We start from the raw sequence: 13,582 nt of genomic DNA on the forward strand, positions 1-13,582 counted from the left end.
TTTCTGAAAGGCTTTTTTATGTGGGAAATTTAAACTTCTTTTAATTTTTATGTAACATTTTCATGATTTTGTATCTAAAGGGTGAGTACTAAAACAAAACGAGTCACATGTATTTCTTGGGGACTAGCTAAAAAGTTTCTCTAATCTAAAGAGGGAGAATTTAGTGTCGGCAACCCCTCTTAGATTTGCTCTAAAGAGTTTTATTTTTGCATTAAAAGACTCTGCACTAGCGTTAATGCTTCTATTTGTAAAGAAGTTTAAAATCGTTTCCATGTGATAGTTAAGACTGTTTGCCGCGGTATTAAATTCTTTAATTTCTATCTTCTTAGTTTTCTCTATCCATTCTAAGATCATCCTTCTAGCTAGTTGTTTTGTAGTTTGCTCATATATATTTCTAAACTCTAAAGTATGCTTATGTGCTTTATGTAAAAGTGGATACCTTTTAAGTAATAATAGGGCTCTATGCTTCTGATTTTCTGTCCATTGGTTTTCTTTTTTAGCAATAATGTATCTGCTTCTAGCTAATAATTGTTTTGGTGTATCCTCATTTTCTAAGATTATAGGAATATATTTCTGACCTTGTTCTTTGGCTATTTGAATAGCTTGGTTCTCTGCTTCGATTTCATTCCATCTGTACTTTATTCGTACATGTTGAAGCGCATCCATAACTAGTTTTACTACATGAAATCGGTCTGTGACTAGAGAAGCTTCTGGAAAACAAATCCGTGAGGCAAGTTGCATATTGTTAGCCATATCTAGGGTTATCTCTTTTACTAACTTTCTTTTTTCTAATGGAATTTTAGAGATAACATCAATGATGTCTTGACTTTTAGTGCCTTTAATGCAGGCTACTAAAGTTTTCTTTTTACCATTTCCATTCTTATTGGTCACAAAGGTGTAGAGTTCTCCTTTAGACAAACTTACCTCGTCTATCGATAAATAGGATCCTATATTCTCTGGGTAAATCAGATACTGCTCAGGATGAATATATTGATCCCATTCTTTAAAACCGCTTACTTTTTTCTTATAATGCCGTCTTAATAAATCAGGTTTAATACCGTAATAACTCGCTATATTACTTATCGTATCTTCTCGGGTCTCGACCTGTATCTTTTAAAAAATCCGATAATTCAATGGTTAATTTTGAACCTTCGGCTATAAATGAATAATCACTTTTAATCTCTATGCGACTTTGTTTCTCTCGCCATCTACGTCGTTTAATAACCAAATAAACGGTTTTACCGCGTATAGGAAAATCTTGAATGGTCTTTTCAGGATAGAAGCCTTTAGACTCATAATTAAGCCTATTATAACCTTTATGTAGATCATTCTTTTCTGCCAATTCAATATGATAAATCATATTTTTACTAGAGACTTCTCCCAGCTCGGTAACATGTAATAGGTCAAAGTGATTTAATAGGGAATCTGGAAGGAATATAGATAAAGGATTTGTCAACTTTTTTTTACAAAGTTAAGCTTACTCCCCAACTTTTTTACCTGTCCCGAAAAATCACATCAAATAGTGGTTCAATAAATATGAAATAAATCAATGCAAAAAGCTTGTTTTGAATCTCAAAACAAGCTTTTTTATATCAACTATGTTGTGGTTTACTATTTCGCGAAAGCGAAATTCAGCATCAACTTCTTCTAATAATTCCTCTCCACAAGCTCCATAAATCTATTGGCATAAGTATCTTTTCCTTCCCAGTTGTTGTAATCTGGTTTTACCATCGTGTTTATAAAGTTTTGAGCTTCTTTAAAAGTAGATCTTGTGTTTAATTGAGAGATTACACGGTTAAAATCTTGATTGCTGCCATTAAAAAGGTGTTTGATAAAACCTAAACGGTCATTCATTCCAAATTTCAAGCCTTTATAAAGTCGGTCGTTTAGAGAGACCGGCTTTTCATCAGCTTTTGTATCATTTACTTTACGTTCAAAAACCGGCATTGTCTGGAAGTCTGCTGTGATTTCTTCTAGGTCGTTTTTGGTATATCGTTTGGGATCAGGAATGTCAATTTTCTCCTTTTTTTCCTCAGGAATATTAATTTTTGCGCTGGTTTCTGGTACTTCATCAGGCATTTCTTGTACCATTTTACTGATGGTAGCTATTCCAGGAAGCTCTATTTCTTCTCTCGTATCGTCATCTGAAGGCATGAAAAGGTCGCTTAGATCGTGATTTGCAAAAGCTTCTTGGGCCTCTTCCTGTGCACCTCCCATGACTTTTTCTACATCTCCTGTAATGCTGTCCACATCTTCCTGTGCCTCGGTAAATGCACTAGAGAGTCGGCGTTCTATTTCTGCATTTCCAGCAGTAGGCAGTATGTCTGCAAAGTGTTTTTCTGTAAAAGCGAGTACGGTAAGTTTTTCATACAATTCCTTGGCAATGGCCTGTAGCTCAATTACCTCTTCCTTTTTTTCAAGTTGAAGGATACGGTGTGCTAGGCTGGTAAGGTCTGCTGCTATTTTCTTTTTCATAATGGGAATATTGCCGCTGGTTTATTTGTATTTTTGATAATTGAGTGAAGAAAAAGTTCTTCACTTTAAACGCCTGTAAATTACAAAATGTTTCTAGAAAATACGGTTAATCATGAAGAGCAATTTGGCTGGATCGAAGTAATTTGTGGTTCTATGTTCTCTGGTAAAACAGAAGAATTGATCAGACGTTTAAAAAGAGCGCAGTTTGCACAGCAAAAAGTAGAGATTTTCAAGCCCTCCATTGACGTGCGTTACGATGAAGAAATGGTAGTTTCTCACGACTCTAATGAGATTCCGAGTACACCAGTTCCTGCTGCGGCAAACATCCCTCTTCTTGCAAATGACTGTCAAGTAGTAGGAATAGACGAAGCCCAGTTTTTTGATGACGAAATAGTTGCCGTGTGTAATGCTCTTGCAAATCGCGGTATACGAGTGATCGTCGCCGGACTGGATATGGATTTTAAAGGAAACCCCTTCGGCCCAATGCCTGCACTTATGGCAACCGCAGAGTATGTCACTAAAGTTCACGCTGTTTGTACCAGAACAGGAAATCTAGCCCAGTATTCCTACCGTAAAACTGCCGATGAAAAAGTAGTCATGTTAGGCGAGCAACAAGAATATGAGCCCTTGAGTCGCGCAGCTTACTACAAAGCCATGCTTTCTGATAAACTGAAAGATATGGATGTGAAGACAGAAGAAGTGAATGATAAAAACACCTCCTAAATGCAATTAAAAGGCACCAGATTAGAAGTAAATTTAGAAGCGCTAGCCCATAATTACCATTATCTGCGCAGCAAAATAAGTAAGGACACTAAGTTCATGTCGGTCGTTAAGGCAAATGCTTATGGCCACGGAATAGTACCTATTGCTCAAAAACTACAAGAATTAGGAACCGATTATTTTGCGACTGCTTATATAGAGGAAGGCGTAGAGTTGAGAGATAATGGAATCATAAAACCCATTCTCATCCTCCACCCACAGCAGCACAACCTCGATCTATGCATAGACCGCTGTTTGGAGCCCGTTATTTATAGTGTGGAGATGTTGGATGCTTTTACCGCTTCCGCGAAAGCGAAACAACAACAATCTTACCCCATACATTTAGAATTCAATACCGGTATGAATCGCTTGGGAATCGATCCAAAAGAAATTGACAAAGTGCTCGAAAAAATCCATTCTAGTCCAGAAGTAAAAGTACGTGGTTTACAATCCCACCTTGCAGCGAGTGAAGACCTAGGCGAGGCTGTTTTTACCCAAAAACAAATCGCTTTATTTGAGGATATTACAGCCACTTTACCACAAAAATTGGGTTATGAGGTGCTCAAACATGAATCCAATACCAGCGGGATTCTCAATTATAAAAATGCTCATTTCAATATGGTACGCGCTGGAATAGGATTATACGGTTTTGGAAACGATGCGCAATATGATCTAAATCTACAACCTATTGCCAGCCTTATTTCAAACATTTCACAGATACGAACTATAGAGGCAGGTGAGACGGTAAGTTATAACCGCAAGTTTGTTGCAAAGGACCGTACTACCTATGCCGTTGTTCCACTAGGTCATGGCGATGGAGTTAATCGCATCTATGGGTGTGGAAAGCTAGAAGTTAGAATTAACGGGAAGCCAGCACCCACATTAGGTATTATATGTATGGATATGTTTATGGTAGACATTAGCGCAATGGAGGCAAAAGTGGGGGATGAAGTTGTTATTTTTGATCCGCAAATTCACACTTCGAGACAGATGGCTGAAGATGCAGGCACCATTTCTTATGAACTGCTTACCGGTATTCAAAAACGCGTAAGACGGGTATATGTAAACAATTCATCTAAGTAATTTGCTTTTTGTCTAATTTTAGTTCAAGTGGTCAAACAATTTATTCTTAAATTCATGTTAACAAACGGAATTGAAGTAATTTTGTGGAAACAATTGATCTAAAATACAACTTCATGTTTAAAGAGTTCAAAGATTTTATAATGACGGGAAATGTTATAGACCTTGCCGTTGCAGTAATACTTGCAGGAGCTGTAAGTGCTGTAGTAAAAGGCTTTGTCAATTTAATTATGATGCCCATCATTGGCCATTTTGCTAATAGGGTAGATTTTAAAGACTTAAAAATCATACTGGCTGATGCTATCCTAGATGCAGATGGTGTAGTGATAAAACCAGAAAATGCTATTTTATATGGGGAGTGGGTGAACACCATCATCTCTTTAGTAATCATTGGTTTTGTACTGTTTTTAATTGTAAAAGCATATAACAAAGCTAGAAAGCCTAAAGCAGCAGCAGCACCGGCTGCACCAGCAGGACCTACCAAAGAAGAACAACTTCTTATGGAAATACGCGATGCCATCAAATTACAGAAATAGTACCTGCCTAAAGCATATCGCTTTTAGTAAACAGTTTTAACCGACCGAATGCAGCCGTCTTATTGAAAAATAAGACGGTTTTTTTATGAGTAGGATCCTGATTTTTTTCTTAAGGGTAGACTTAAGTCTGTCCCTGAGAAAATTTCTATTCATTAAAAAACTTTTTTAGGTGTGAGATCTCAACTATTTGTTTTGGGGTTGTCTAAATTTGATCGGGATGCTTTTTACGGGGATCATGATTTGTTTTTCTGGAATCCATAACTATAGATGACAAATTATTAACCTTCTAAAATTATAAGAATTTTAGAAGGTTAATAAACTTACACGTAATACTTTTACATTTAAATTTTTACTCATGAAAATAGCTGTTGTAGGCGTTACCGGTATGGTAGGCCAGGTCATGCTGCGCATCCTTGAGGAGCGCAACCTAAATGTTACATCCCTTATCCCTGTTGCCTCTGAAAAATCTGTAGGTACAGAGGTCACCTTTAAGGGCAAACAGTACAAGGTAGTGAGTATAAAACAGGCTATCGAGATGAAACCTGATATTGCACTGTTCTCTGCTGGAGGGTCGGTAAGTCTGGAGTTTGCACCTCAATTTGCAGCAGTGGGAACTACAGTCATTGATAATTCTAGTGCCTTTAGAATGGATGCCGATAAGAAACTCATCGTTCCAGAAATCAATGCAAGTTCGCTTACAAAAGAAGATAAAATCATTGCAAATCCTAACTGCTCTACTATTCAAATGGTAGCTACTTTGGCACCTCTTCATAAAAAATACGGTGTAAAAAGGGTGGTAATTTCTACCTACCAGTCCATTACAGGAACAGGAGTAAAAGCAGTAGAACAATTAGAAAATGAATATGCAGGTAAAAAAGGCCCTATGGCTTATCCTTACCAAATTCATAAAAATGCCATTCCTCACTGCGACGTTTTTGAAGAAAACGGATACACAAAAGAAGAGATGAAACTTATCAAAGAAACTCAAAAAATTCTAGAAGATAATACGATTGCTGTTACAGCAACTGCAGTGCGTATTCCGGTAGTAGGAGGTCATTCAGAAAGTGTGAACGTAGAATTTAGAAAGGAGTTTACAGAGTCTGATGTAAGAAGACTCTTATCAGAAACACCTGGAGTAACTGTTCAAGATAACGTAGATGTAAACGTATATCCTATGCCGTTAATGGCTCATGGTAAAGACGACGTTTTTGTAGGCCGTATACGAAGAGATCATTCTCAAGAAAACACCATTAACATGTGGATTGTTTCAGACAACCTTAGAAAAGGAGCCGCTACTAACGCTGTTCAAATCGCAGAATATTTGATAAAGAGCAATCTCGTGTAGAAACATATGCTCAAAATCTAGACCAGTGCTTATTTTTCTCTAACTTTACGTGTTGAACTTAAAGTTATGATGAGAAAAATAGTTATTGGTTTTTTTATTTCTTTTTGCCTGGTAGCGCAAGCACAATTTTGGACAGAAACCACATCTGGATTTCCAGCTAACTTTACAGGCTTGAGCAAGTTTCATGTCGTAGATGCAAACCTAGCATGGGCTATTGGCTATGATGGTTTCAATACAGCAAATAACATCCAGCAATTTTCTAAAACAGACGACTCAGGGTTCACATGGACTGCAGGAGTTTTTGACCTAGGAGATACCACCTTAGGAATCTCAGACCTAAGTGGTGTCGATTCAAATACTGCTTTTGTAGCAGCTTATCCCAGACAAGCTGGACAGCAAGGTGGCATCTGGAAAACTATAGACGCTGGGGTTACTTGGACGCAACAAACAGCGGCTTCTTTTAATAATGCAGCTAGTTTTCCCAACATCGTACATTACTTTGACGCAAATAATGGTCTTGCTATAGGAGATCCTACCAATGGATATTGGGAGATTTACACCTCTAACAATGGAGGTGCCACTTACAGTAGGCTTCCCTCTGCAAGTTTGCCGGCACCATTGAATAATGAAACTGGTTATTTAGCTCAGTTTGCTCATTCTGGAGATAGCATTTGGTTTACAACTAGTGCTGGACGTATTGTTCATTCCGCAAATCGGGGTGTGACCTGGAGTGTTTACCAGTCTCCCTTGAGCGATTTTGGTGGAACCACTATTTTTGGAGACCTTTCTTTTGCCACAGCAAACCGCGGAGTTATTCAGGATAACACAGGGAATATTTTTAAAACTACAGATGCTGGACAGACTTGGAACGGTGTTGTTTTTTCTGGTACGGGAGCGCCTTACGGTGGTGCAATTTCTTATTTGCCCAATACCTTTCATATGGTGAGTACTGGTGGTGAAGCAAACTTTGCAGGGAGTTCGTATTCATTAGATGACGGTACGACATGGATTAATATAGATACAGATCAACATGTAGATGTTGCTTTTTTTAATGATACCGTAGGATACAGTGGTAGTTTTAGTAATACAACTAATAACTTGGGTGTTTTTAGGTATACAGGTAGCGTTTTAAACGAAGCCTCCGTAGCGGAATTAGTTGAAGTTCAACTGTTCCATAACAACCGGACAGAACAATTAGAGATTTCGACAGATCAACTGTTTAAAAAGGTAAGGATTTATGATTTACATGGTCGAATGGTACTGACATCTACCAACAAGCTTATACATACAAACCTCATCCGATCTGGGGTTTATATCGCTCAAATATTCACAGATTCTGGTCGCAAAACTTCTAAATTTATAAAACACTAAAATGATACAACTATGAAAAAATGGCTAATGGGAGCAGCGGCTCTAGCGGTATTAATTTCCTGTAAGGAAGAAGAGAAAAAACAAACAAGTATGGCAATGACCTATCCGCAAACAAAAAAAGTGGATACCGTAGATGTGTATCATGGAGTAGAAGTAGCAGATCCTTACCGATGGTTAGAAGACGATCGCAGTGAAGAAACAGAAGCATGGGTAAAAGATCAAAATAAAACGACTCAAGATTTCCTTTCTAAAATCTCTTATAGAGAAGAGATCAAAAAACGACTTACAGAGCTTTGGAACTATGAAAAAGTTAGCGCTCCGTTTATCGAAGGAGCCTATGCGTATTTCTATAAAAATGATGGGTTACAAAATCAATACGTCATTTATAGATATCTAAAAGACAGCGATCCAGAAACCGCTGAGGTATTTTTAGACCCCAATACCTTTAGTGAGAAAGGAACCACTTCTTTAGGAGGAACCAGCTTTACTAAAGACGGTTCTTTATTTGCCTATTCGATTAGTGAAGGTGGTAGTGATTGGAGAAAAGTAATCGTACTGGATGTAAATTCTATGAAGCAAATAGGAGATACCATAGTAGATGTAAAGTTCTCAGGAACCTCATGGAAAGGAAACGATGGTTTCTTCTATTCCAGTTATGATAAGCCTGAAGGAAGTGAGCTCAGTGCCATGACGGATCAACATAAATTGTATTACCATAAAATGGGGACACCACAAAGTGAAGACAAAGTAATCTTTGGCGGCACACCAGACCAAAAATACCGTTATGTAGGCGGTGGCGTTACAGAAGATCAAAAATATCTAGTCATCTCTGGAAGTACTTCTACAAATGGTGGAAAAATGTGGATGAAGGAATTGAATACAGCAAATGCCCCTTTAGTGGCCGTAGTGGATAATTTTGACACCAACACGTACCTGTTGCACAATCAGGGAACTCAGCTGTGGTTAGTAACAGATGATAAGGCACCTAATAAAAGAATAGTAACAACCGACTTTTCAAATCCTGTTCAGGAAACTTGGAAAGATGTCATTCCAGAAACAGAACACGTACTTTCTCCATCTACTGCTGGTGGTTATCTATTTACAGAATACATGGTAGATGCTGTTTCTCAAGTAAAACAATACAATTATGACGGTTCTTTTGTAAGAGAAGTAAAGCTTCCAGGGATAGGAAATGTAGGTGGTTTTGGCGCAAAAGAAAAAGAAAAGACGTTGTATTATAGCTTTACTAATTACACGACTCCAGGAAGTATCTATTTGTATAACATAAAAGAAGGAACTTCAAAACTCTACCGCAAGCCAGACATCAAGTTTGATAGTGAAGACTTTGAAAGCAAGCAAATTTTTTACGCCTCTAAGGATGGCACAAAAATTCCTATGATTATCTCCTATAAAAAAGGAATCGTGTTGGATGGTAAAAATCCAACCATACTTTATGGATATGGAGGTTTTAATATCTCTTTAAACCCTGGTTTTTCTGAAACACAGGCAGCTTGGATGGACTTGGGCGGTGTTTATGCGGTAGCTAACCTGCGTGGAGGAGGAGAATATGGTAAAAAATGGCATGATGCGGGAACTAAGATGCAAAAACAAAACGTATTTGACGATTTTATTGCTGCAGGAGAGTGGTTAAAAGACAACAAGTACACAGATACAAAACATCTAGCTATTCAAGGAGGTTCAAATGGAGGCCTTTTAGTAGGGGCGACCATGACGCAACGTCCTGATCTTGCTGGCGTGGCATTTCCTGCTGTAGGAGTATTGGACATGTTGCGTTATAATAAATTTACATCTGGTGCCGGTTGGGCTTACGATTATGGAACGGCTGAGGACAATCCAGAAATGTTTGAATACCTAAAAGGATATTCTCCATTGCACAATATTAAGGAAGGGGTTCCCTACCCAGCAACTTTAGTGACTACTGGAGATCATGATGACCGTGTGGTTCCTGCACATTCTTTTAAGTTTGCCGCAGAGCTGCAATCCAAGCAAACCGGAAAGGCACCTACATTGATCAGAATAGAAACTGACGCAGGTCATGGGGCTGGAAAATCTACAGAGCAACAGATTCAAGAGCGAACAGATATCTACGCTTTTGGCCTTTATAATATGGGCTATGAGCAGCTTCCAGATGTAAAGTCTCAAGTAAAGATGTAAAATTATCTGGTATATTATTTCAAGAACCCATGTTGCAAGACATGGGTTTTTTATTGCTATTGTTTTTTTGTAAAATCTATATTAATTCTCGTGCATAGGTAACTACCTTTGTTTTATGTTACAGTTGATTGGTATTAGTTTCGCTTTCCTGCCTCCCGGCAGGCAGGACGCGAAAGCGGAAATTTTAAAAAATATTTCCTTAAAAATTAAACAGGGGACTACTGTTGCTGTTATAGGAGAAAGCGGCTGTGGTAAAAGCACCCTTTTAGATATCGTTTACGGATTGTTACAGGCACAAAAAGGAGTTATCAAGTGGAATGGTGAAGAGTTAGAGGGAGCAGACCACCATCTTGTGCCGGGCCATTCCATGATGAAATACGTACCACAGGAATTCGACCTTATGCCCTTTACGAGCGTCTTTGAAAACGTAGGAGAGCATCTTTCTATTCAAATAGACAACCGAGTAAGGCGTATTGATGAATTGCTCGATGTAGTCGATATGAGCAGCTTTAAAAACCGTAAGGTGAAAACACTTTCTGGCGGTCAAAAACAACGTGTAGCGATCGCAAAAGCACTTGCTCAGGAGCCTCAACTCTTATTACTCGACGAACCATTCTCACACATCGATAACTTCAGGAAAAATGAGTTGCGTAGAAAACTTTTTGATTACCTGACCCGTAATAATATCAGCTGTCTAGTAGCCACACATGATCAAGACGATGTGCTCTCTTTTTGTCATCAAACCATCATCATGAAGGAAGGTCAGATCATGGATTTTAGACCGACATCAGAGGTGTATGGAAACCCATTAAATACTTATACGGCTGCTTTGTTTGATGAGGTAAATTTAATTCCTAAAGATTGGTTGGACAGCAGAGAGGATTTAATTCTGTACCCACACCAATTGAAAGTTGCTAAAACTGGTTTTTCTGTGGAGGTACAACAGTCCTTTTTTCAAGGAGCAGATTATTTGATAAAAGCTCGAAAGGATGATAAAGAGGTGTTTTTTAGATCAAAAGGGGCTATTTCTGCTGGAAAAGAAGTGCTCTTAAACCTCGCTTCCTAAGGCCGCTCTTAGCAAACGAAGATAAATTTTGTCCTTCCATAAATTTTGATCTATAGATAAAAGCGAATTCCAAATTTGTGTGGAATCCACAATGGATCGCGGTCCTTAAATGGAATCGAGAACACATACTGGATGCTGAACGAACCTGCGATATAGCTTTCCGTAAATTAATTACTGAATCCCGCAGCCTTCCCAGCAGGATAAAACGATCAACAGGCCGTATTTATGCGCTTATGATCATTCTGGAACATCGGACGCTAACTTATACATTTTAGTTACGCGTTTGCTTCAAACCTATTTAGGAACTGCCTGTTATACGGCAAAGTATCGCAGCATAGTTAAGGTCTTTAGAATACGTATAGCAACTATTTGTGATGCCAGCGTCTGAATCTGGTACAGGGCTTTTATATTTGGACAAACGTCTGACCATGAAAAAACTTTTGTTTCTGCTCACACTTCTATTGTTAAGCTCCTGCAAGAACCCTTATGAGGACAACATTTTTGTCGAGATAAAAAATCCAGCACTTGAAAAAGCAACACCAAATCAATTGGACATCTTGGCGACTTGTGTGCTGTATAACCCTAATAGCGCAGCACTAAACCTTGAAGAAGTAGATTTGGACGTCTACATTAATGGAAATAAAATAGCTCTTATACATCAGGTGGAAACGGTCGTTATGCCATCCAGCTCTGAATTTGAATTCGCTATAAGAACAGCGTTGAACCCCAGAGAAGTTTATGGCGACAAAGGAAAAGGAGTTTTAGGAGCAGCACTTCAAATACTCGCTAGTCAGAAAGTGGATGTAAAATATGAAGGAAGCATCAAGGTGGGTATAGGTGCCTTTTATTTTAGGATTCCTGTGGCAGATAGTTGGAGTGTTCCGGTAAGGTTTAATTTTTAATTGTTTTCATTTTGCTACATAGCGGTAACCTAGGAATCATTTTCAACAACTATTTCATCAGACTTTTCTTTTTGAGAAATACCTACAGGACAGTTGCGCGGGGATACTTAAGATTAAAAGAAACTTTAGAGCATGTTTTTAGCACTTTCAACCTTTCCGACCAAAGCTCGTTTCACTCGCTTTGCCCACCTTTCCTTCTCTAAGAAAAGGAGCCCTTCTATTAAGTTCTATTTGCGCACTTAATGCAGAATCTACTGATATCTAAATCAGTATGTATCTGATGAGTTTTCTAAAAGAGTCAACAAGACAAAAAGCCTTGATATTTATTCTTGTGAATCTGTCTTTACTAACTTCTCAAAACTCTCAATACTCATTGCATTTTCCACACGGTAATTTCCTATAGCGGTTCTTCTTAGAGAAGATAGATGACCACCATTATTTAATGCAGCACCAAAATCGTGCGCAATAGAACGGATGTAAGTTCCTTTGCTACAAGAAATTTTAAAGTCTACTTCTGGAAGTTCGATTCTAGTAATTTCAAATTCATTTACAGTCACTGTTCTTGCTTCGATCTCTGTAGTTTCTCCAGCACGCGCTAGTTCATACAATCGTTTCCCATCTTTTTTAATCGCTGAGAAAATAGGGGGCTTTTGCTGTATTTCTCCGGTGAACTGCGCGGTTGTTTCTTTGATCGATTTCTCTGTGAGCTGGTCTAATGCAAAGGTTTGATCTATTTCAGTTTCAAGATCGTAACTAGGTGTTGTTCCTCCTAAGGTTATCGTGCCAGTATATTCTTTTTCTTGTGCTTGATAGGTACTGATGTTTTTGGTCTCTTTTCCAGTACAAATAATCAACAAACCACTTGCTAGCGGATCTAGTGTGCCCGCATGCCCTACTTTGATTTTCTTGATCTTGTATTCTTTTCTAATCAACCAGCGTAATTTGTTGACTACTTGAAAAGAAGACCATTCTAATGGTTTATCGATAAGTAATACTTGACCGGTGAGGTATGGATTTTGTGGATCTTGCATAGGTGTAAAGAAAGAGAATTAAAAACTTGTAGAAAAATGAAAAGGGATTATTAACTCATTCCACGTTCCTTGCGTACGGTTTCATATGCGTCTAGAACCTTTTTGAATTTCTCTTCAGCACCTTTTTTATAAGCTTCGTCCATATCCATTAATTTATCTGGGTGGTATTTCTTTGCCATGGTTCGGTAGGCTTTTTTTACCTCGTGGTCAGGAACAGACTTATCGATTTCGAGAATCTTATAGGCGTTATCTTGATCTTTTACAAACATGGCTTTGATGGAGATAAAATCGCGCTCTGTAAGTCGCAGGTAGCCTGCTATTTGATAGATCACACGTATTTCAGCTTCACTTATGTGACCATCTGCTTGAGCAATGCCAAACAGAAAATGAAGGATCTGTAATCTGGATTCATACCTAGTTCTGGCGTTGAGGTAACTGCAAATTCTCGCCGCGTCTACTTCACGCTTTTTAACCACATCATTAAAGACTTTGAATATAGCGTTAGCTCTTTCTTTACCGTAAGAACTAACAAAATACTGCCTTACGTAATCCAGTTCATTTTGGGTAATTTTCCCATCTGCCTTTATAACTAAAGAAGTAAGAGAAAGTAAATTCAATTCAAAATCCTGCGGACTTACCGTAGTACTCCGTCTCTGAAAAGGACTTCCTGATTGGGTTCTACTTTGCTGTGAACTTCCATTACTAAGAAAAGCAGTGTAAATCCATCTAAGAACAAAAAATATAGCGATATAGCCGAAAAATGACATATGTTGTAAGTCTGGTTATTAGGATACCTAATAAATCTTTAAATAGCAATCATTTTAAAATTTACTAGGCAGGCC

At 38.1% G+C, this 13,582-nt stretch carries 13 protein-coding genes; 8 read left to right on the plus strand and 5 right to left on the minus strand.

From position 1 onward, the window contains the following. Window positions 1-123: 123 nt before the first annotated feature. The 3 genes from F0365_RS05245 to F0365_RS05255 all read right to left on the minus strand — a co-directional run bounded on the left by F0365_RS05245 (window position 124) and on the right by F0365_RS05255 (window position 2,475). On the minus strand, window positions 124-1,110 hold the full coding sequence (locus tag F0365_RS05245; protein WP_410505480.1) for an ISL3 family transposase: 987 nt from the start codon (window positions 1,108-1,110) through the stop codon (window positions 124-126). Next, entirely contained in the window at window positions 1,076-1,456 is a 381-nt protein-coding gene (locus F0365_RS05250) for a transposase family protein (protein WP_169932734.1), read from the minus strand. The genes F0365_RS05245 and F0365_RS05250 overlap by 35 nt, the downstream gene beginning before the upstream one ends. A gap of 191 nt (window positions 1,457-1,647) precedes the next feature. Further along, a complete protein-coding gene (locus F0365_RS05255; RefSeq protein WP_169932735.1) occupies window positions 1,648-2,475 on the minus strand; it encodes a hypothetical protein in 828 nt (275 codons plus the stop codon). A gap of 87 nt (window positions 2,476-2,562) precedes the next feature. Between F0365_RS05255 and F0365_RS05260 the strand changes: the two genes are divergently transcribed. The 8 genes from F0365_RS05260 to F0365_RS05295 all read left to right on the plus strand — a co-directional run bounded on the left by F0365_RS05260 (window position 2,563) and on the right by F0365_RS05295 (window position 11,709). Then, window positions 2,563-3,198 (plus strand): thymidine kinase, encoded by a 636-nt coding sequence (locus F0365_RS05260; RefSeq protein ID WP_169932736.1) that lies wholly within the window; start codon window positions 2,563-2,565, stop codon window positions 3,196-3,198. After that, on the plus strand, window positions 3,199-4,317 hold the full coding sequence (gene alr, locus F0365_RS05265; RefSeq protein WP_169932737.1) for an alanine racemase: 1,119 nt from the start codon (window positions 3,199-3,201) through the stop codon (window positions 4,315-4,317). A 113-nt stretch (window positions 4,318-4,430) separates the two neighbouring features. Further along, on the plus strand, window positions 4,431-4,850 hold the full coding sequence (gene mscL, locus F0365_RS05270; protein ID WP_169932738.1) for a large conductance mechanosensitive channel protein MscL: 420 nt from the start codon (window positions 4,431-4,433) through the stop codon (window positions 4,848-4,850). 355 nt (window positions 4,851-5,205) lie between these two features. After that, window positions 5,206-6,195: an aspartate-semialdehyde dehydrogenase gene (locus F0365_RS05275; RefSeq protein ID WP_169932739.1), complete on the plus strand. Its 990-nt coding sequence runs from the start codon at window positions 5,206-5,208 to the stop codon at window positions 6,193-6,195. Window positions 6,196-6,261: 66 nt separating this feature from the next. After that, window positions 6,262-7,566, plus strand: a complete 1,305-nt coding sequence (locus F0365_RS05280) for a T9SS type A sorting domain-containing protein (RefSeq protein ID WP_169932740.1) — start codon at window positions 6,262-6,264, stop codon at window positions 7,564-7,566. Between the two features lie 12 nt (window positions 7,567-7,578). Next, window positions 7,579-9,741 carry a prolyl oligopeptidase family serine peptidase gene (locus F0365_RS05285; RefSeq protein WP_169932741.1) on the plus strand — a complete coding sequence of 721 codons (2,163 nt, stop codon included), beginning with the start codon at window positions 7,579-7,581 and terminating at the stop codon, window positions 9,739-9,741. Window positions 9,742-9,856: 115 nt separating this feature from the next. Further along, complete coding sequence (locus tag F0365_RS05290; protein WP_169932742.1) at window positions 9,857-10,807, plus strand: ABC transporter ATP-binding protein; 951 nt, start codon at window positions 9,857-9,859, stop codon at window positions 10,805-10,807. 428 nt (window positions 10,808-11,235) lie between these two features. Continuing rightward, window positions 11,236-11,709, plus strand: a complete 474-nt coding sequence (locus F0365_RS05295; protein ID WP_169932743.1) for an LEA type 2 family protein — start codon at window positions 11,236-11,238, stop codon at window positions 11,707-11,709. A gap of 323 nt (window positions 11,710-12,032) precedes the next feature. Here F0365_RS05295 and truB read toward each other — a convergent pair whose 3' ends face one another. Together truB and F0365_RS05305 are read right to left on the minus strand one after the other, a co-directional pair. Beyond that, window positions 12,033-12,740: a tRNA pseudouridine(55) synthase TruB gene (truB, locus tag F0365_RS05300; RefSeq protein ID WP_169932744.1), complete on the minus strand. Its 708-nt coding sequence runs from the start codon at window positions 12,738-12,740 to the stop codon at window positions 12,033-12,035. 50 nt (window positions 12,741-12,790) lie between these two features. Continuing rightward, window positions 12,791-13,507 (minus strand): molecular chaperone DjiA, encoded by a 717-nt coding sequence (locus F0365_RS05305; RefSeq protein WP_169932745.1) that lies wholly within the window; start codon window positions 13,505-13,507, stop codon window positions 12,791-12,793. Between the last annotated feature and the right edge of the window lie 75 nt (window positions 13,508-13,582).

This window comes from Nonlabens sp. Ci31 (assembly GCF_012974865.1).
In the GTDB taxonomy this organism is placed as follows: Bacteria; Bacteroidota; Bacteroidia; order Flavobacteriales; family Flavobacteriaceae; genus Nonlabens.

What these genes read in the sequence shown, in the direction of transcription:
- F0365_RS05280 (WP_169932740.1), top strand. Translation starts at nt 6,262, where the DNA reads ATGATGAGAAAAATAGTTATTGGTTTTTTTATTTCTTTTTGCCTGGTA.
- mscL (WP_169932738.1), top strand. Translation starts at nt 4,431, where the DNA reads ATGTTTAAAGAGTTCAAAGATTTTATAATGACGGGAAATGTTATAGAC.
- F0365_RS05295 (WP_169932743.1), top strand. Translation starts at nt 11,236, where the DNA reads ATGAAAAAACTTTTGTTTCTGCTCACACTTCTATTGTTAAGCTCCTGC.
- truB (WP_169932744.1), bottom strand. Translation starts at nt 12,740, where the DNA reads ATGCAAGATCCACAAAATCCATACCTCACCGGTCAAGTATTACTTATC.
- F0365_RS05285 (WP_169932741.1), top strand. Translation starts at nt 7,579, where the DNA reads ATGAAAAAATGGCTAATGGGAGCAGCGGCTCTAGCGGTATTAATTTCC.
- F0365_RS05305 (WP_169932745.1), bottom strand. Translation starts at nt 13,507, where the DNA reads ATGTCATTTTTCGGCTATATCGCTATATTTTTTGTTCTTAGATGGATT.
- F0365_RS05255 (WP_169932735.1), bottom strand. Translation starts at nt 2,475, where the DNA reads ATGAAAAAGAAAATAGCAGCAGACCTTACCAGCCTAGCACACCGTATC.
- F0365_RS05260 (WP_169932736.1), top strand. Translation starts at nt 2,563, where the DNA reads ATGTTTCTAGAAAATACGGTTAATCATGAAGAGCAATTTGGCTGGATC.
- F0365_RS05290 (WP_169932742.1), top strand. Translation starts at nt 9,857, where the DNA reads ATGTTACAGTTGATTGGTATTAGTTTCGCTTTCCTGCCTCCCGGCAGG.
- alr (WP_169932737.1), top strand. Translation starts at nt 3,199, where the DNA reads ATGCAATTAAAAGGCACCAGATTAGAAGTAAATTTAGAAGCGCTAGCC.
- F0365_RS05275 (WP_169932739.1), top strand. Translation starts at nt 5,206, where the DNA reads ATGAAAATAGCTGTTGTAGGCGTTACCGGTATGGTAGGCCAGGTCATG.